This window comes from Lysinibacillus sp. NPDC097195 (assembly GCF_044762075.1).
Taxonomy (GTDB): Bacteria; Bacillota; Bacilli; order Bacillales_A; family Planococcaceae; genus Lysinibacillus.
This window is the reverse complement of the sequence record NZ_JBIWDP010000004.1, coordinates 1-16,849: the sequence shown is the minus strand read 5'-3', so window position 1 is coordinate 16,849 and position 16,849 is coordinate 1. Positions and strand designations below refer to the sequence as shown.

General features: G+C 38.8%; 23 protein-coding genes and 1 pseudogene. 22 read left to right on the top strand and 2 right to left on the bottom strand.

Features of this window, described 5'->3' with window-relative positions; translation table 11 throughout:
- Nucleotides 1-33 precede the first annotated feature (33 nt).
- From rplO to ACIQXI_RS17040, 21 genes and pseudogenes are all read left to right on the top strand, one after another.
- The gene (rplO, locus tag ACIQXI_RS17140; protein ID WP_054771430.1) at nucleotides 34-474 is read left to right on the top strand and encodes a 50S ribosomal protein L15; all 441 of its coding nucleotides are present in this window, start codon (nucleotides 34-36) and stop codon (nucleotides 472-474) included.
- Complete coding sequence (gene secY, locus ACIQXI_RS17135) at nucleotides 474-1,769, top strand: preprotein translocase subunit SecY (RefSeq protein WP_402927290.1); 1,296 nt, start codon at nucleotides 474-476, stop codon at nucleotides 1,767-1,769. Before rplO ends, secY begins: the two co-directional genes overlap by 1 nt.
- 69 nt (nucleotides 1,770-1,838) lie before the next feature.
- A complete protein-coding gene (locus tag ACIQXI_RS17130; protein ID WP_402927289.1) occupies nucleotides 1,839-2,492 on the top strand; it encodes an adenylate kinase in 654 nt (217 codons plus the stop codon).
- Nucleotides 2,493-2,741: 249 nt separating this feature from the next.
- Nucleotides 2,742-2,819 (top strand): annotated as a pseudogene (locus ACIQXI_RS17125) (type I methionyl aminopeptidase); the annotation flags it as partial.
- 88 nt (nucleotides 2,820-2,907) lie between these two features.
- Nucleotides 2,908-3,126: a translation initiation factor IF-1 gene (infA, locus tag ACIQXI_RS17120; protein WP_004233690.1), complete on the top strand. Its 219-nt coding sequence runs from the start codon at nucleotides 2,908-2,910 to the stop codon at nucleotides 3,124-3,126.
- Between the two features lie 37 nt (nucleotides 3,127-3,163).
- Nucleotides 3,164-3,277: a 50S ribosomal protein L36 gene (gene rpmJ / locus ACIQXI_RS17115; protein ID WP_000868344.1), complete on the top strand. Its 114-nt coding sequence runs from the start codon at nucleotides 3,164-3,166 to the stop codon at nucleotides 3,275-3,277.
- 24 nt (nucleotides 3,278-3,301) lie between these two features.
- Nucleotides 3,302-3,667, top strand: coding sequence for a 30S ribosomal protein S13 (rpsM, locus tag ACIQXI_RS17110; RefSeq protein ID WP_402927287.1), 366 nt, complete (start codon nucleotides 3,302-3,304; stop codon nucleotides 3,665-3,667).
- A 25-nt stretch (nucleotides 3,668-3,692) separates the two neighbouring features.
- Entirely contained in the window at nucleotides 3,693-4,082 is a 390-nt protein-coding gene (gene rpsK / locus ACIQXI_RS17105) for a 30S ribosomal protein S11 (RefSeq protein ID WP_004233731.1), read from the top strand.
- Between the two features lie 139 nt (nucleotides 4,083-4,221).
- Entirely contained in the window at nucleotides 4,222-5,166 is a 945-nt protein-coding gene (locus ACIQXI_RS17100) for a DNA-directed RNA polymerase subunit alpha (RefSeq protein ID WP_402927286.1), read from the top strand.
- 56 nt (nucleotides 5,167-5,222) lie between these two features.
- Nucleotides 5,223-5,603 (top strand): 50S ribosomal protein L17, encoded by a 381-nt coding sequence (gene rplQ, locus ACIQXI_RS17095; protein WP_010860588.1) that lies wholly within the window; start codon nucleotides 5,223-5,225, stop codon nucleotides 5,601-5,603.
- Nucleotides 5,604-5,987: 384 nt separating this feature from the next.
- On the top strand, nucleotides 5,988-6,833 hold the full coding sequence (locus ACIQXI_RS17090) for an energy-coupling factor ABC transporter ATP-binding protein (RefSeq protein ID WP_402927285.1): 846 nt from the start codon (nucleotides 5,988-5,990) through the stop codon (nucleotides 6,831-6,833).
- Nucleotides 6,809-7,681 carry an energy-coupling factor ABC transporter ATP-binding protein gene (locus ACIQXI_RS17085; protein WP_402927284.1) on the top strand — a complete coding sequence of 291 codons (873 nt, stop codon included), beginning with the start codon at nucleotides 6,809-6,811 and terminating at the stop codon, nucleotides 7,679-7,681. Before ACIQXI_RS17090 ends, ACIQXI_RS17085 begins: the two co-directional genes overlap by 25 nt.
- A complete protein-coding gene (locus tag ACIQXI_RS17080) occupies nucleotides 7,678-8,475 on the top strand; it encodes an energy-coupling factor transporter transmembrane component T family protein (protein ID WP_402927283.1) in 798 nt (265 codons plus the stop codon). The genes ACIQXI_RS17085 and ACIQXI_RS17080 overlap by 4 nt, the downstream gene beginning before the upstream one ends.
- Before the next feature lie 12 nt (nucleotides 8,476-8,487).
- Nucleotides 8,488-9,228, top strand: coding sequence for a tRNA pseudouridine(38-40) synthase TruA (truA, locus tag ACIQXI_RS17075; RefSeq protein ID WP_402927281.1), 741 nt, complete (start codon nucleotides 8,488-8,490; stop codon nucleotides 9,226-9,228).
- 268 nt (nucleotides 9,229-9,496) lie between these two features.
- Nucleotides 9,497-9,934 (top strand): 50S ribosomal protein L13, encoded by a 438-nt coding sequence (gene rplM / locus ACIQXI_RS17070; protein WP_024364352.1) that lies wholly within the window; start codon nucleotides 9,497-9,499, stop codon nucleotides 9,932-9,934.
- Nucleotides 9,935-9,959: 25 nt separating this feature from the next.
- Nucleotides 9,960-10,352, top strand: a complete 393-nt coding sequence (gene rpsI / locus ACIQXI_RS17065; RefSeq protein WP_004233744.1) for a 30S ribosomal protein S9 — start codon at nucleotides 9,960-9,962, stop codon at nucleotides 10,350-10,352.
- 359 nt (nucleotides 10,353-10,711) lie between these two features.
- Nucleotides 10,712-10,861, top strand: coding sequence for a hypothetical protein (locus ACIQXI_RS17060; RefSeq protein ID WP_402927280.1), 150 nt, complete (start codon nucleotides 10,712-10,714; stop codon nucleotides 10,859-10,861).
- Between the two features lie 17 nt (nucleotides 10,862-10,878).
- Nucleotides 10,879-11,619, top strand: a complete 741-nt coding sequence (locus tag ACIQXI_RS17055; RefSeq protein ID WP_402927278.1) for a MerR family transcriptional regulator — start codon at nucleotides 10,879-10,881, stop codon at nucleotides 11,617-11,619.
- A gap of 23 nt (nucleotides 11,620-11,642) precedes the next feature.
- Nucleotides 11,643-12,299 (top strand): GAP family protein, encoded by a 657-nt coding sequence (locus ACIQXI_RS17050; RefSeq protein ID WP_402927276.1) that lies wholly within the window; start codon nucleotides 11,643-11,645, stop codon nucleotides 12,297-12,299.
- 237 nt (nucleotides 12,300-12,536) lie between these two features.
- On the top strand, nucleotides 12,537-13,250 hold the full coding sequence (locus ACIQXI_RS17045) for an N-acetylmuramoyl-L-alanine amidase (RefSeq protein ID WP_402927274.1): 714 nt from the start codon (nucleotides 12,537-12,539) through the stop codon (nucleotides 13,248-13,250).
- Between the two features lie 72 nt (nucleotides 13,251-13,322).
- Nucleotides 13,323-14,378, top strand: a complete 1,056-nt coding sequence (locus tag ACIQXI_RS17040; RefSeq protein WP_402927273.1) for a P-loop NTPase — start codon at nucleotides 13,323-13,325, stop codon at nucleotides 14,376-14,378.
- 50 nt (nucleotides 14,379-14,428) lie between these two features.
- Here the strand turns inward: ACIQXI_RS17040 and gerD are convergent, their stop codons facing one another.
- A complete protein-coding gene (gerD, locus tag ACIQXI_RS17035; protein ID WP_402927271.1) occupies nucleotides 14,429-15,031 on the bottom strand; it encodes a spore germination lipoprotein GerD in 603 nt (200 codons plus the stop codon).
- 151 nt (nucleotides 15,032-15,182) lie between these two features.
- Between gerD and ACIQXI_RS17030 the strand changes: the two genes are divergently transcribed.
- Nucleotides 15,183-15,857, top strand: a complete 675-nt coding sequence (locus ACIQXI_RS17030; RefSeq protein ID WP_402927269.1) for a KinB-signaling pathway activation protein — start codon at nucleotides 15,183-15,185, stop codon at nucleotides 15,855-15,857.
- A 44-nt stretch (nucleotides 15,858-15,901) separates the two neighbouring features.
- Here the strand turns inward: ACIQXI_RS17030 and ACIQXI_RS17025 are convergent, their stop codons facing one another.
- Nucleotides 15,902-16,558, bottom strand: coding sequence for a hypothetical protein (locus tag ACIQXI_RS17025; protein ID WP_402927267.1), 657 nt, complete (start codon nucleotides 16,556-16,558; stop codon nucleotides 15,902-15,904).
- Nucleotides 16,559-16,849: the final 291 nt, after the last annotated feature.

Sequence of the window (16,849 nt, the reverse complement as noted above, 5' to 3'; positions counted from 1 at the left end):
TTTCAATTAATGAACAAGGAGGTGCCACCCACTATGAAACTGCATGAGTTAAAACCAGCAGAAGGTTCTCGTAAACAACGCAACCGCGTTGGTCGTGGTATCGGTTCTGGTAACGGTAAAACAGCAGGTAAAGGTCATAAAGGTCAAAACGCTCGTTCTGGTGGCGGTGTACGCCCAGGCTTTGAGGGCGGTCAAAACCCGTTATTCCGTCGTTTACCTAAACGTGGCTTTACGAACATTAACCGTAAAGAATACGCTATCGTTAACCTTGACACATTAAACCGTTTCGAAGACGGTGCAGAAGTAACAACTGCATTATTACTTGAAACTGGTCTAGTGAGCAATGAGAAAGCTGGAATTAAAGTTCTTGGAAACGGAACACTTAACAAAAAGCTTACTGTAAAAGCTCATAAATTCTCAGCTTCAGCTAAAGAAGCAATCGAGAATGCCGGCGGAACTACTGAGGTGATTTAATGTTTCAGACGATCTCTAACTTTATGCGTGTTCGAGATATAAGAAATAAAATCATTTTCACTCTTTTAATGTTAATCGTATTCCGTATTGGTACATTCATACCAGTACCGAACGTTGACGCAAATGTATTAAAGGCAACTGATGAGTTTAACCTCGTTGGTTTCCTCAATACTTTTGGCGGTGGTGCTTTGAAAAACTTCTCTATCTTCGCGATGGGAATTATGCCATACATCACAGCCTCAATTATTGTTCAATTATTGCAAATGGACGTAGTACCGAAGTTTGCTGAGTGGGCAAAGCAAGGTGAAGTCGGAAGACGTAAACTTGCACAATTCACACGTTACTTTACAATTATCCTTGCCTTTATCCAATCATTCGCCATGTCATTTGGCTTCAACAAAATGTATGGTGGGTCGTTGATTAAAGAAGAGGGAATTCTAACTTACGTTACAATTTCAATTGTATTGACAGCGGGTACAGCTTTCCTTGTATGGCTTGCTGAGCAAATTACTGCACACGGTGTTGGTAATGGTATTTCTGTTGTTATCTTCGGAGGTATCGTTGCAGCATTACCTACAGGAATAAACCAAATTTACGCACAACAAATTGAGGGTGCTGGTGATAAACTGTTTATTAACATTATCATCCTTGCATTACTTGCTTTGATTTTACTTGCAATTGTCGTTGGGGTTATTTACGTGCAACAAGCACTTCGTAAAATTCCAATTCAATATGCAAAACGAGTTACTGGACGTAACCAACAAACTGGTGGTCAACAAACGCACTTACCGTTAAAAGTAAATGCTGCAGGGGTTATTCCGGTAATCTTCTCAGTAGCGTTCCTTGTTACACCTCGTACGTTAGCTGCGTTCTTTGGTCAAAACGATGTAACAGCATTCATTGAAAACACTTTTGATTATCAAAAGCCAGTTGGGATGTTGATTTACGTTGCATTGATCGTCGCGTTCACATATTTCTATGCATTCGTACAAGTGAATCCAGAAAATGTGGCAGACAACTTGAAAAAACAAGGTGCTTACATTCCAGGTATTCGCCCGGGTGAAAACACTCAAACGTATTTAACAAGCGTGTTATATCGTCTAACTTTTGTTGGCGCGATTTTCTTAACTGTAATTGCTGTAATGCCGATTATATTCATCAATCTTATGAATCTACCTGCTTCAGTGCAAATCGGTGGTACTAGTATAATTATCGTAGTCGGCGTAGCGCTAGAAACGATGAAACAGCTAGAATCACAACTTGTTAAACGTCACTACAAAGGCTTTATGAAATAATGTTGATTTTTAGGGAACGTTCTTCGTTTCCTTTAAATCAACAAACCTTTTGTGGGAGGACTATTTCCGATGAATATCGTTTTAATGGGTCTGCCAGGTGCTGGTAAAGGTACACAGGCAGATAAAATTGTTGAGAAGTACGCAATTCCTCATATTTCTACAGGCGATATGTTCCGTGCCGCTATTAAAGATGGTACAGAACTAGGCTTACAGGCTAAATCGTTTATGGATCAAGGTGCTCTTGTACCGGACGAAGTAACGATTGGTATTGTTCGTGAGCGACTTGCTAAACCTGATTGTGAAAAGGGCTTCTTATTAGATGGATTCCCACGTACTGTTCCACAAGCTGAAGCTTTAGATAGCATTTTAGCTGATCTTGGTAAAGCTATTGAGCATACGTTAAACATTCAAGTTGAAAAGGATGAGCTAATTGCTCGTTTATCAGGTCGTCGTATTTGTAAAACTTGTGGCACATCTTATCATTTAATTTTCAATCCACCTGCTGTGGAAGGGAAATGTGATAAAGATGGTGGCGAACTTTACACACGTGCGGATGATAATCCTGAAACGGTTGCAAACCGTCTGGAAGTAAATATGAATCAAGCACAACCATTGCTGAATTTCTATGAAGCAAAAGGTGTGTTAACAAATATAGATGGACAGCAAGATATTAATAAAGTGTTTGCTGATCTTGATGCTCTTTTACAGGGCAGCCGCAGCTGATACCCGGCTCCGGGCGCAGAATACTGCTTCCGCGGGAGGCATGCGGGAGCAACACCGAAACATAATTTTTTTGAGAGTTGCAAAAGCATATTGTGCCCGGTATATATTTCTTTTAAAAAGTGCAACATGACTTTTGAGAGAGTATAATGGGTTTCGTGGAAGCATCTGTGTAACGGGTATGAATATCTCATCAAAGACATTCCGGTATTCGTGTAAACATGGGAGATTCAGTGCCCATACTGGTCCTGTATATTCCGTGGATTGTGTGAAGCGAAACCAGACGAGCGTCTTTCAAACATCTCTCATACAATCCAAACATATGTTGAAACGAGGTTGCTTCTATAGTTGCAGCAGATATCCGTTTGATGTAACGATGAGAACTTTAATTTGCATATAGAGAGGAGAGACAGAGTAGATGGCGAAAGATGATGTAATTGAAGTCGAAGGGACAGTTGTTGAGACTTTGCCAAACGCGATGTTTAAGGTAGAATTAGAAAATGGACATGTGATTTTAGCACACGTATCTGGTAAGATTCGTATGCACTTTATCCGCATTCTACCTGGAGATAAGGTTACTATCGAGTTATCTCCTTATGATTTAACTCGCGGTCGTATCACATACCGTTTTAAATAATCTTTTGCGCTCCGGACTACTAAGGAGGTTAGGTTAGATGAAAGTGAGACCATCTGTGAAACCGATCTGCGAAAAATGTAAAGTAATTCGCCGACGCGGTAAAGTAATGGTAATCTGTGAAAATCCTAAACACAAACAAAAACAAGGTTGATTCTAAAGGAGGTGCACAACGTACATGGCACGTATTGCTGGTGTTGACATTCCTCGCGACAAACGCGTGGTAATTTCATTAACTTACATTTACGGTATTGGTAAAACTACTGCTCAGAAAGTATTAGCAGACGCAGGTATTTCAGAAGATACACGCGTACGCGACTTAACTGAAGATCAGTTAAACCAAATCCGTGAACAATTAGATTCTTACAAACTTGAAGGTGACTTACGTCGCGAAACTTCATTAAACATTAAACGTCTGATGGAAATCGGTTCATTCCGTGGTATCCGTCACCGTCGTGGTTTACCTGTTCGTGGTCAAAATACGAAGAACAATGCGCGTACGCGTAAAGGTCCTCGTAAAACAGTTGCGAACAAGAAAAAATAATACGTAAAGGAGGTTCCTTCTTAACATGGCTCGTAAACAACAAACTCGTAAACGTCGTGTGAAAAAGAATATCGAATCTGGTATTGCACACATCCGTTCTACATTTAACAATACAATTGTAACGATTACAGATATGCAAGGTAACGCTGTATCTTGGTCAAGTGCTGGTGCTCTTGGTTTCCGTGGTTCACGTAAATCTACACCTTTCGCTGCACAAATGGCTGCAGAAACTGCTGCTAAAACATCCCTTGAACATGGTCTGAAAACGTTGGAAGTAACTGTTAAAGGTCCTGGTGCTGGTCGTGAAGCTGCAATTCGTGCACTTCAAGCTGCTGGTTTAGAAGTAACTGCTATTAAAGACGTTACTCCAGTTCCTCACAATGGTTGCCGTCCGCCAAAACGTCGTCGCGTGTAATGGGTGCGTCTCATATTGTATGAGAACATCATTTTTTGTACAGACTGTCTTGTGCAGATAATAAACGATACGTCACTGACGATCGAATCTATGATGGAAAGAACCTATACATTCGATGTTTTGAAGGAGGGTAAATGAAATGATCGAAATTGAAAAACCAAAGATTGAAACGGTGGAGATCAGCGAAGATTCCAAATATGGAAAGTTTGTTGTAGAACCGCTTGAACGCGGATATGGAAACACTTTGGGTAATTCTTTACGTCGTATCCTTCTGTCTTCATTACCAGGAGCTGCAGTCACTTCAATCCAAATTGATGGTGTACTTCACGAGTTCTCAACTGTAGAAGGCGTTGTAGAAGATGTAGCTTCAATTATTTTGAACGTGAAAAAGCTTGCTCTTAAAATCTACTCTGACGAAGAAAAAGTTATTGAGATTGATGTAAAGGGCGATGGAACAGTTACGGCTGCTGACATTACACATGACAGTGACGTAGAAATTTTAAACCCAGATCTATATATTGCAACAATCGCTAAAAACGGTCATTTACGTATGCGTATGTACGCTCAACGCGGCCGTGGTTACACTCCTGCTGATCAAAACAAACGTGAGGATCTTCCTATCGGCGTGATCCCGATCGACTCTATTTACACTCCAGTATCACGCGTCAATTTCCAAGTGGAAAATACTCGTGTAGGTCAGTCTTCTGACTACGATAAACTTTCTCTTGATGTGTGGACAGATGGTAGCATCGGTCCGAAAGAGGCGATTTCGCTCGGAGCAAAAATTTTAACCGAGCATCTAAACATCTTTGTTGGCATGACGGATGAGGCACAAACTGCTGAAATCATGGTCGAAAAAGAAGAAGATCAAAAAGAAAAAGTTTTAGACATGACTAACGAACAACTTGAACTTTCTGTACGTTCTTACAACTGCTTAAAACGCGCTGGTATTAATACAGTACTAGAACTTGCGAATAAGTCAGAAGACGACATGATGAAAGTTCGTAACCTTGGACGTAAGTCATTAGAAGAAGTAAAAGCGAAGTTAGAAGAGCTTGGTTTAGGATTACGCAAAGAAGACTAAGCGATTTAAACAAAACTTATAAGATCAGATATTTTTTATAAAGGAGGGAAACATCCATGGGTTACAGAAAACTTGGTCGTACAAGTTCTCAACGTAAAGCGATGTTACGTGACTTAGCTACTGATTTAATCATCAACGAGCGTATCGAAACTACTGAGGCTCGCGCTAAAGAAGTACGTAAAGCTGTTGAAAAAATGATTACTTTAGGTAAACGCGGAGATTTACATGCACGCCGTCAAGCTGCTGCATTCATCCGTCGTGAACTAGTAACAACTACTGACGAAGAAGGTAACGAAACAACTTCATTTGCGCTACAAAAGCTATTTGATGATGTTGCACCACGTTACGCAGAACGTCAAGGTGGTTACACTCGTATTCTTAAAGTAGGTCCTCGTCGTGGTGACGGTGCACCTGTTGTTGTGATTGAACTAGTTTAATCATAAGAGAACACAAGTGGTGAAGAGGGTGGAACCACCACCCTCTTTTTTATAAAACGATTTATACGACAAATAATTAAGCTGAGCGTTATGATGAGCGGACACTGTTGTGTGGCGTCTCGTTTAGCTCTCCGCACCTCATTCAAAAGAGGCAAGGGCTTGAGCACCCGTGTTTCTTGTAAATGTAACGACTAGCGCATTTCTATCGAATGAGGTGCGCGCTTTTTTATTATTAACAGCGCCAATTGATGGTGCTTTTTTTAATATATAGGAATTAGTGTGGAAGCATTTTTCTTATACCGACATATTGATTGTAGTAGAATTCATACATAAAAAAGTGTAAGTTAGTTAGTATAGCTGAGCATGTAGAGAGGAGTTCTAGAAATGCCTGAAATTTTATCGTTAAATAATGTGACGTTTTCATATACACCTGATCACCCTGAGCTACGAAATGCAGTTGAAAATGTAAGCTTTGCCGTGCAAGAAGGCGAGTGGATTGCTATCGTAGGCCATAATGGATCGGGTAAATCAACGATTGCCAAACTAATGAATGGTTTATTATTCCCACAGCAAGGGGACGTTCGTATACTACGTGAAGTATTAAATGAAGATAATCTTTGGCAATGTCGCTCACAAATGGGGATGGTGTTTCAAAATCCAGACAATCAGTTTGTCGGTGCTACCGTACAAGATGATGTAGCTTTTGCGCTTGAGAACAATGGCATTCCCTTTGAAGAGATGGTGAAACGTGTACATGCGGCACTGGATCAAGTAAAGATGGGGAATTTTTTGGACCATGAGCCACATCATTTATCGGGCGGACAGAAGCAACGTGTCGCGATTGCAGGAGCACTAGCATTAAAGCCGAAATTACTTATTTTAGATGAAGCCACATCGATGTTAGATCCACAAGGTCGTATCGAAGTATTACAAACAGTACAAACATTACGCGCCGAAACAGGGCTAACGGTTCTATCGATTACCCATGATTTAGAAGAAGCAATGTTGGCCGATCGGGTGCTTTTTATGAACGATGGTAAGAAGTTTGCGGAAGGATCACCTGCTGAAATTTTTTCACTAGGGGACAAGCTAACGGAGCTAGGACTTGATCTACCATTTGCCATGAAGTTATCTAAGCTATTGCAAAAGGAAGGTGTTCCGTTAATGGGACAACATATGACAGAAGAAGAGTTGGTGAATGATTTATGGACATCAAACTTCAACAAGTAAGCTATGCCTACGCCCAAGGCACGCCTTTTGAAAAACGTGCCTTATTCGATGTCAACTTTGACATTCCATCACATACGTACCAAGCGATTATTGGTCATACAGGTTCCGGTAAGTCGACAATCCTTCAGCATTTTAATGCGCTGTTAAAGCCTACAACAGGCAAGGTGCAAATTGGCGATCGGACTGTGGAAGCTGGCAAAAAGGCGAAAGATTTAAAAGCGATTCGCCAACGTGTTGGCATTGTTTTTCAATTTCCAGAGCATCAGCTGTTTGAAGAAACGGTATTAAAGGATATTATGTTCGGGCCAATGAATTTCGGTGTCCCAGAGAAAGAGGCAGAGGCGCGTGCAAGAGAGCTTGTTCGTTTAGTGGGCTTGCCTGACAGCGTGCTTGATAAGTCACCGTTTGATTTATCAGGTGGACAAATGCGGCGAGTAGCAATTGCTGGTGTGTTGGCAATGGAGCCCGAGGTCATTGTTCTAGATGAACCAACAGCTGGGCTAGATCCTCGTGGTCAAAAGGAAATTATGGATATGTTTTATGCGTTACATCAGGAGCGTAATTTAACGACGATTCTTGTGACACACAGTATGGAAGATGCCGCTCGTTATGCGGACAACCTTATCATCATGCATGAGGGTAAAAATGTATTGAGTGGTACACCACGTGATATTTTTAAGGATATAGAGGTGTTAAAGCAATTTCGTTTAGAACCTCCTCGTATTGTGCGCTTTCAACAAAAAATTGAAAAGATGATGAATGCATCTTTGGCAAAAGTATGTTTAACAGAGGAAGAGCTAGCGATGGAAGTGGCTCGATTGTTGAGAGAGGAGCGTGCAGAGTCATGATGGAGAAGATGATTTTCGGGCGCTTCCTGCCAGGAGATTCTCCTGTCCATAGGCTTGACCCACGATCTAAACTCATATTCGTATTTGCCTTTATTATTATTGTATTTTTAGCGAATAATACGATAACCTATGCCATACTATTAGCTTTTACATTGCTCATCGTTTTAGTGTCACGAATACGCTTGTACTTTTTAATCAATGGCTTGAAGCCTGTGCTGTTTTTAATGGCATTTACTTTCTTGCTTCATGTTTTTATGACGAAAGAAGGCGACCTATTATGGCATTGGCAGTTTATCTCCGTCTATGAGGGCGGCGTTCGTCAAGGGATCTATATTGCTACACGTTTCCTTGTGCTCGTGTTTATGACGTCTATTTTAACTTTGACAACATCACCAATTTCCATTACAGATGGGATTGAAGTATTGCTCAACCCATTGAAAAAAATAAAAGTACCTGTACATGAGTTAGCGCTAATGATGTCTATTTCATTGCGTTTTATTCCAACGCTAATGGATGAAACAGATAAGATAATGAAGGCGCAAATGGCACGTGGCTCTGATTTATCATCAGGACCAATTAAAGATCGTATTAAAGCGGTTGTACCACTGTTAGTACCACTCTTCGTCAGTGCCTTTAAACGTGCAGAGGACTTGGCGACTGCGATGGAAGTTCGAGGCTATCGAGGCGGCGAAGGACGTACGCGCTATCGCAAGCTCAAATGGGACATGGGAGATACACTAGCACTTGTGCTATTACTAGCAATGGCAGTTTTATTATTTTTCTATAGAAGTTAAAGGAGTAGCTTTATGCGACGATTAAAAGCAATTATTAGTTATGATGGAACGCAATTTTCTGGTTATCAAGTGCAACCAGGAGAGCGTACGGTACAAGCAGAAGTAGAGCGTGTACTTGCTATTATGCATAAAGGTAACAATATTAAAGTAACGGCAAGTGGTCGCACGGATGCGAGAGTACATGCAACTGGACAAACACTACATTTTGATACGCCGCTTGCCATACCGGTCGAAAAGTATATGAAAGCATTGAATGTGCAGCTTCCGAGAGATATCCGTGTACTGTCCGTTGAGGAAGTAGCAGCTGATTTTCATGCGCGCTATAGTGTAACAGGCAAACGCTATCGTTATATATGGTCGTGTGAGCCTGTACAAAGCCCATTCCGTAGACATTACACAGTAGAGACCAATGGGGTGAAACCAGACGTAGATGCGATGCAGGAGGCGGCTAAAGCTATCATTGGAACGCATGACTTCTCCTGCTTCTGTGCGGCCAATACGAGTGTGCAAAATAAAGTGCGAACAGTCAACGCCCTCGAATTTGAATGGCATGGTGAAGAGCTACATATGGTCATTGAAGGAAGTGGCTTCTTATACAATATGGTGCGCATCATTGCCGGCACTTTATGGGAAGTCGGCATAGGGCGTAGAGCAGTAAAAAATGTCGAGACCGTTGTAGCATCGATGGATCGCGATCAAGCTGGCAAAACAGCTCCACCGCAAGGTTTATACCTTGAAAAAGTGTTCTATTAGGGCGAATTGTTTAAAGAACTACTGTATGTTTTATAGGTGTGGGAATTCGCATAAATGGAACAAAATATAAGGGGCAAAATGCCAATGAAAAGGCTAATCGTTACCCTGTACAACTTCACCAGGTGTTTAATGAAATTACTTGACTTTAAAAGCCATTCATTATATGATAACAGATGGTATTTTCATTACCACCACAAATAAGCCCCGAAACTTATAGTGTAGACTAATGAAAAATAACGGTAATCGAATCGATTAGGAGGATATATACATGCGTACAACATTCATGGCTAAAGGTCACGAAGTAGACCGTAAATGGTTAGTAGTTGATGCAGAAGGCCAAACTCTTGGACGTTTAGCTTCTGAAGTAGCTGCAATCTTACGTGGTAAACATAAACCAACATTCACACCAAACGTTGACACAGGTGATCACGTAATCATCATCAACGCTGACAAAATCCATTTAACTGGTAACAAATTAGAGGGTAAACTTTACCGTCACCATACTCAATTTGCGGGTGGTTTAAAAACTCGTACTGCTGGTGAAATGTTAGAAAAGTACCCAACACGTATGATCGAATTAGCTGTAAAAGGGATGCTTCCTAAAAACTCTTTAGGTCGTAAAATGTTCGGTAAACTTAACGTTTACACTGGAACTGAGCACCCACATGCTGCACAAAAACCAGAAGCTTATGAGCTTCGCGGATAATATAATTTAAGAGGAGGATATTACTTTGGCACAAGTTCAATACATCGGCACTGGTCGCCGTAAAAGCTCTGTAGCTCGCGTACGTTTAGTACCAGGTACAGGTAAAATTGTTATCAACAAACGTGAAATCGAAGAGTACGTACCATTCGCTGCATTACGTGAAGTAATTAAACAACCATTAGTAGCTACTGAAACTACAGGAAGCTATGATATCCACGTAAACGTTAACGGTGGTGGATACACTGGTCAAGCTGGAGCTGTACGTCATGGTATCGCTCGTGCTCTACTTCAAGTAGACCCAGATTTCCGTGCTGCACTTAAATCTGCTGGATTACTTACTCGTGATTCACGCATGAAAGAACGTAAAAAACCAGGTCTACGCGGCGCTCGTCGTGCACCTCAGTTCTCAAAACGTTAATCAACCGATTATATATACGTTTTCAAAACCCTTTCCCACTTTTGTGGGGGAGGGTTTTTTTGTACAAGTTGATCTAAATCAGCTTAAACTAAATAAAGAACTTAACAGATTTAAAGCATCAGCATTTTGCTGGTGCTTTTCTTAGCATTTACATAACATCTGTTCCTACAAGATGTATCAAAATCACCTTTGAAACGTCTTCTTCTGCTCTGTTGAACGCCTGCTATTTGTTAAACGAAAGGTCAGTTTCAAATTTTATGTAATAGAATGTTTAAAGTACTTGAAATTGACGTTACGTCATCTTTTATACTGTTATTAAAGCTTTTACTTTAACACTAATTTATAAGGGGAATCCAATTATGAAGAAGGACGATATTATTATTTATGCTTGCGTTATTATTGGAGCGGGAGTCGGTTTACTTTTTAATAATGCTTTTCCAGGGATGCTAATTGGCTTAGGCATTGGTTACATATTAAAAACCATGTTTTTTAAGCAGACAAATGAATGAGAAAGTAGGGTATTAGCTTGTATCATATCAATGAATTTAAAAAACTGAGCGGTGTTTCAGCTAGAACTTTTAGATATTATGACAAAATTGGGCTTTTAAAACCTGTATCTAAAACGGAAGGAGGTCATCGATTATACTCAAACACTGAGTTAAAGAAACTTCAGCAAATCCAATTCTTAAAAACTATAGGATTTCAATTAAGTGAAATCAAAATTATGTTGGAGTCTGAAGAATGGGATTGGTCAGATAGTCTAATGAAACAATTATCTTATGTTATGAATGAAAAGGAACGGCTTTCAGAGATAGAAATTAGTCTAAGGGAGTTAATAAACGGTATAGCGATTGATGGCGAAGAATTTAGGATTAAAAAAATCATTGATCTATATAACAGTAGGGATTCTAAAGAAAATCTAAATATTAATCGAGATAAATTCAATATTAAAAACACGGAAGTACTAGAAAAACTTCCGAAAATGGGTAGTAGCGATCCAGACTCCTTAGAGTGGATTGCTTTAGTAGGACAATTAAAAAAATATATGCAACTTGGTTATAGAAGTACTCGGGTACAAAACATTATTGAGAGAATGGCTGTAAAAAAAGATGAAGACTATCATGACGAAGATGCTTTTTTAGAAAAACTTTGGGACATTAGAATGTCGCCCGAGGAGTCCCAAAAATATAATTTATATCCACTTGATCAGGAAACTCTTAACTTTATGGAAAAGGCATATTTATATTATCTCGGTAATCAATTATAGTTTTTTGAAATATGGAGGGAAAGATGGGAACAGATATTTTACTTTATTTAGGTGGCTTAGCTCTTATAGACACATTTAGCCCTACCATTATTGGTGTTACATTATTTCTCGTTTTAAATGACAATAGAAATTTAACATTGAGATTATTAGTATATCTAGGTACGGTTGGACTACTATATTTTTTATTAGGGGTCATCATGATGGTAGGCATACATTTTATTACGGAAGCATTATCAAATATTTTCCAAAACAAAATAGTTAGTTGGCTAATCTTTTGTGTAGGGATGATATTATTTACTGTTAGCTTTTTTCTCCCAGCAAATAAAAAGGGGAATATTCCGAAGCCTAAAACTCAAAGTGTCTTGTCGGTGATTATTATTGGTGTTACAACATTTGTCATTGAGGCAGGAACAGCTTTACCGTATTTTGCTGCTATTGGCGTATTAACGTCAATAGATATACCTATCTATCATTGGCTTCCAATTATCGCAGCATACAATTTTATTATGGTGTTACCAGCTCTGTTGATATTTCTAGGATATAAATTGTTTGGACAGATGATAAACCCTACTTTAGTTAAACTTCGGAATAAAATATCAAGCAGTAAAAGTACTGCTCTGTCCTGGATTATGTGTATAGTTGGGGTGATATTAATATTTTACACTATAGACTATCTATAATAAGTACTTCAGTGTTTAGGATTTCGTAATGCCTCCCCTTACCTAAAAATTTTAGAATATTCCTAAAAAGAGTTTTGTTTTTTTTCTTTGTTTTATTGATGCCTCCATTTATTAGCCTAATCATGTACAGAATAATACTTTCCAAACTCTCAAGAAGCTTGGGAGTTTTTTTGTTTACTTTCTAGCATAGTTCCATCACTAACTTCGTACACTATATATAAAGGGTGGTGGATATGGGTGAAGCGCTGGCTTGCACTAGGAGTAATTATGCTAATGAGTATAGTGGTCGTGGCATATGAAACGAATGCTTCGGACCGCAACTTCTTCTTACCTGACCCACTTGGTGGCATTAAAATTGTCATTGATGCGGGACATGGTGGTCAGGATGGAGGTGCTTCAAAGGGCGAAGTAATTGAAAAGGATATTACATTGGCAATTGCTCAGCACGTGGAGAAGCAACTAAAGAAGAAAGGCGCAACGGTCGTGATGACACGTACAACAGATGGAGATGTTATTGAAGAACACGCGTCATCTGAAAAGTTTGGCACAATGAGAGAACGAAAAAAGCAGGATATCTTTTTACGAAAAGATATTGTGGCAAAAGAACAACCAGATATGTTCATTACAATTCATGCTAATGCAATTCCTGAAACAAAGTGGCGTGGAGCGCAGGTGTTTTATCATAAAGACGGACATGCTGATGGTGAATTGCTAGCAAAGAGCATTCAGCAATCAATTCGTACAAACTTACAAAATACGGATCGAGAGGCTTTGTCGATCAAGCAAATCTACTTGCTGAAAAAGGCAGAAGTACCTGCTGCATTAGTGGAGACTGGATTTATCAGCAATGATGAGGAACGTGCACTATTAGTGGATAAAAAATATCAAGAAAAAATGGCAAATGCGATAGTTGAAGGTATAGAAAACTATATGCTTGATAAAATTGAATAGAGCAACTGCTACTATGTAAATCAGAGCATTATGATATACTAACATTGACAGAAAATAAGGGGAGTGTTCGTCGTGATAACTGAACAACAAGTACGAGAAATACTGGGACAACTACAAGATCCATTTTTACATAAATCCTTGGCAGAAACTGACGGCATTACGAACGTGGCAATAAAAGAAGAAAAAAATCATGTCAGTGTAAAAATTGCGATTGCTAAAACGAATACGCCTGAACAAATGCAACTTCAAATGAAAATTGTAGATGTATTAAAAGAAGCGGGTGCTAACACAGTAGGTATCCGCTTTGAGGAATTATCAGCAGAAAAATTACAAAGCTTCCGTGGCACAGCAACAGAAGCAGAGGCACAAGATATTTTATCACCACTAAGCACAGTGCAAGTGATTTCAATTGCTTCTGGTAAAGGTGGCGTAGGGAAATCTACAGTATCTGTGAACTTAGCGGTAGCATTAGCGCGTTTAGGGAAAAAAGTAGGCCTTATAGATGCGGACATTTACGGATTCAGTGTGCCAGATATGATGGGTGTTACTGATATGCCGAAGGTAGTAGATAATCGCATTTTCCCAGTTGACCGTTTTGGTGTAAAAGTAATCTCAATGGGATTCTTCGTGGAAAATAACGCACCGATTGTTTGGCGTGGGCCAATGTTAGGGAAGGTATTAGATCAATTCTTTCGTGATGTGGAATGGGGCGAGCTAGATTACCTTCTATTAGATTTACCACCAGGTACAGGCGATGTCGCTTTAGACATTCATCAAATGTTACCATCGTCTAAAGAAATTGTTGTAACAACGCCTCACCCAACAGCAGCATTTGTTGCAGCTCGTGCAGGAGCAATGGCTTTACAAACGGACCATGAAATTCTAGGTGTTATTGAGAACATGGCATGGTTTGAATCAAAATCAGGTGAGCGTGAATTTGTATTTGGCCAAGGTGGCGGTGCAAAATTAACGGAAGAGCTACGTACCGAACTGCTTGGACAAATTCCATTAGGTCAACCAGATTGGACAGATGAGGAATTTGCACCTTCTGTGTATGCCGAAAAGCACCCAACAGGACAAACGTATTTAAATATTGCAACGAAAATCATTAATAAATTAAATAAATAAACAAAAAGATTTCCTCAAGTCGCTGAGGAAATCTTTTTTGTTGTAAGACATTATTTGCTTTTTTCATCCTTACTAGAGCTGCCACTATCGCCACTTGCCTCTTTTTTACTACCACTTTCTGATGAGGCACTTTCACCGCTTTTTTGAATAAGCTCCTGCCATTTTGCCTGCATGAGGGGACTTTCAATCGTTTCCTTTACGACTTCCTCCATTTGCTTGCGAAGATTGGACGATTTTAAAATCGTCTCCATTTGTTTTTGCATATCAGGTTGACCAAAGAATGACTCCATATCCTTTTGGAAAGTAGGGTCTTTCATTAGCTCCTTCATAATATCCTGTTGCTGCTTTTGCATACTTTTGGCTACAGTTTCTTTAAATTTCGGATCTTCGAATGTCTTTTTCCAAAAATCCTCCGCTTCCTTTGAAAGCAAAGTCTCTTCTGTCGCCTTTTTCACTTCATCGTGTTCCAATATTAATAATTCACGAAAACTTGGTTCTTCTAAAAGCTGGCGTAACGCTTTTTTACCATCGTCAGTTTGTAGAGAGTCAATCATAATTTTTTTTATCTCATCATAAGACATGTTAGAGGTTTTATCTTGTGAGCAGGCGGCAAGTAAAAGCGTCAAGAGCAGTAATAAAGTCAATTTTCGCATGAAACATCAGTCCTTTCTATAGATAGACTCTTTCAATTATTGTTCACATTTATGAGGACTTTATGTATAGCTTGCGAAGAGAAATAGCTTTTTTAACAATGCATTGTTAAAATGATTACAGATATATGAAAAAATTGGGGGACTTTGAGTTGTGACGATACGAAATTGGGCAAAGTTTTTCTTCTTTGCAATGCTCGTTGGTGGCGTAGTCAACGGAATTTTTAGTTTATTTATTCGATGGAGCTTCTTTCAACCATATGTAGCAAATGGTCAATGGGGCGAATTTTTCGCAGGGCTTTTATGGATGGTATTTCTAGGATTTACAATGAGTGTTATTGCGCAAGCGGGGTTTTTCGCTTATTTAACACTGCATCAAGTCGGTGTTAACATCTTTAGAACACTAACATTGTGGAATTGGGTACAGCTATTATTAATTGCTTTTACTATTTTTGATATTATCTTCTTCCGCTTTGTACCAGGTATTAAAGATGGACAAAGCTGGCTATTTTATTTAGGGCTGTTAATTGTTTTAATTTTCGGCTCAATTGCTACAGCTGTTCAAAAAGTGAAAATGACAGGGAAAAAACATGTGTTAGTATCTGCGATGTTTTTTATGATTGTCATTACAACATTGGAGTGGACCATTGCATTAATGGGGCGTGATGAAAATATTAATGAATATGTCGCTTTATTATTATTCCCACTACTAGCTGTAAATGCCTATCAATTATTAGTATTACCTAAATACAATGCAAAATCCGATGAAGATCGTAAAAAATTAGAAGCACGTCGAAAAGCGCGATTGAATCAAACAAAAAATGCATAATTAACGCTAAAATGAGTAGCCTCAAAATAATGAGGCTACTTTTATTATGGGGTTTTTTTAGATTGAACAGAGTAACCAAATATATTTTCTTCTATAGACATAAATTTATTCTGCTGTAATAAAGTATTTAATTCTTTAAAAGATACTTTGTTGTCTTGATGCAACGAAATAAATAAAAAATCACCTTTTTGCAATTTTGGTGTTTTTTCTCCTTGCCATATAAGTGAAGGAGAAAGAATGTTTACTTGTTTTTGAAATAAACTTTTTTGTAGCTCTTGAGAGTATTGATGATTCCGTGTAGCAAACCACAGTGGTGTTGTTTTTAAATATTTTTCATAAGTCGTCACATCTTTTTGTATTAACGCAATATCAATTGGTTCTTCTATGGAATCATCAGGACCTAATAATCCAGTAGGGAGTTTTCTTTCTTGTATGACTTTAATATGTTCAGGTGAACGTTCAATCCATGCTGCGTCTAACAGAAGAAGAGGATAAGGACCTTTTACATTTTTTAGCCAATCTAATAAGGCATCATCAGAAAAAGAAATTTCGACAATGAGAGAAGTACCATAATGGCCTTTTGTTACAACAGTTGGTGCATTAGCAATATTGAATACAGAAATCATTGTAGAATTTATTGGTTTGATAAAGACGAACAATATTACTAACAAACCCAATGATATCAACGTTTTACGAACCATAATAAAAACCCCATTTCTATAATTTTAAACGAAAAAATAAACTCCTTAAAAAAACTTATGATTTTGTGTTGACTTTCATGATTAATCGATGTTATTATGTATAAGTCGCCAAGAGATGACGCGACAAACGAAACAAAATGAACCTTGAAAACTGAACAAGCAAAACGTAATCAATATAGTTTCTAAGTTAACTTACGTTAGCGAACGAAACAAAAATTTTGGACATCAAAATTGATGCCAGCAAAACAATTTGAGCTAATCAAATTTCTTTTATGGAGAGTTTGATCCTGG

Bases quoted from the DNA above. Each gene is read 5' to 3' on its own strand.
- infA (WP_004233690.1), top strand. From the start codon at position 2,908: ATGGCGAAAGATGATGTAATTGAAGTCGAAGGGACAGTTGTTGAGACT.
- gerD (WP_402927271.1), bottom strand. From the start codon at position 15,031: ATGCGAAAATTGACTTTATTACTGCTCTTGACGCTTTTACTTGCCGCC.
- rpsK (WP_004233731.1), top strand. From the start codon at position 3,693: ATGGCTCGTAAACAACAAACTCGTAAACGTCGTGTGAAAAAGAATATC.
- rplO (WP_054771430.1), top strand. From the start codon at position 34: ATGAAACTGCATGAGTTAAAACCAGCAGAAGGTTCTCGTAAACAACGC.
- ACIQXI_RS17025 (WP_402927267.1), bottom strand. From the start codon at position 16,558: ATGGTTCGTAAAACGTTGATATCATTGGGTTTGTTAGTAATATTGTTC.
- secY (WP_402927290.1), top strand. From the start codon at position 474: ATGTTTCAGACGATCTCTAACTTTATGCGTGTTCGAGATATAAGAAAT.
- rpmJ (WP_000868344.1), top strand. From the start codon at position 3,164: ATGAAAGTGAGACCATCTGTGAAACCGATCTGCGAAAAATGTAAAGTA.
- rplM (WP_024364352.1), top strand. From the start codon at position 9,497: ATGCGTACAACATTCATGGCTAAAGGTCACGAAGTAGACCGTAAATGG.
- ACIQXI_RS17085 (WP_402927284.1), top strand. From the start codon at position 6,809: ATGGACATCAAACTTCAACAAGTAAGCTATGCCTACGCCCAAGGCACG.
- ACIQXI_RS17050 (WP_402927276.1), top strand. From the start codon at position 11,643: ATGGGAACAGATATTTTACTTTATTTAGGTGGCTTAGCTCTTATAGAC.
- ACIQXI_RS17100 (WP_402927286.1), top strand. From the start codon at position 4,222: ATGATCGAAATTGAAAAACCAAAGATTGAAACGGTGGAGATCAGCGAA.
- ACIQXI_RS17130 (WP_402927289.1), top strand. From the start codon at position 1,839: ATGAATATCGTTTTAATGGGTCTGCCAGGTGCTGGTAAAGGTACACAG.
- truA (WP_402927281.1), top strand. From the start codon at position 8,488: ATGCGACGATTAAAAGCAATTATTAGTTATGATGGAACGCAATTTTCT.
- ACIQXI_RS17060 (WP_402927280.1), top strand. From the start codon at position 10,712: ATGAAGAAGGACGATATTATTATTTATGCTTGCGTTATTATTGGAGCG.
- rpsM (WP_402927287.1), top strand. From the start codon at position 3,302: ATGGCACGTATTGCTGGTGTTGACATTCCTCGCGACAAACGCGTGGTA.
- ACIQXI_RS17090 (WP_402927285.1), top strand. From the start codon at position 5,988: ATGCCTGAAATTTTATCGTTAAATAATGTGACGTTTTCATATACACCT.
- ACIQXI_RS17080 (WP_402927283.1), top strand. From the start codon at position 7,678: ATGATGGAGAAGATGATTTTCGGGCGCTTCCTGCCAGGAGATTCTCCT.
- rplQ (WP_010860588.1), top strand. From the start codon at position 5,223: ATGGGTTACAGAAAACTTGGTCGTACAAGTTCTCAACGTAAAGCGATG.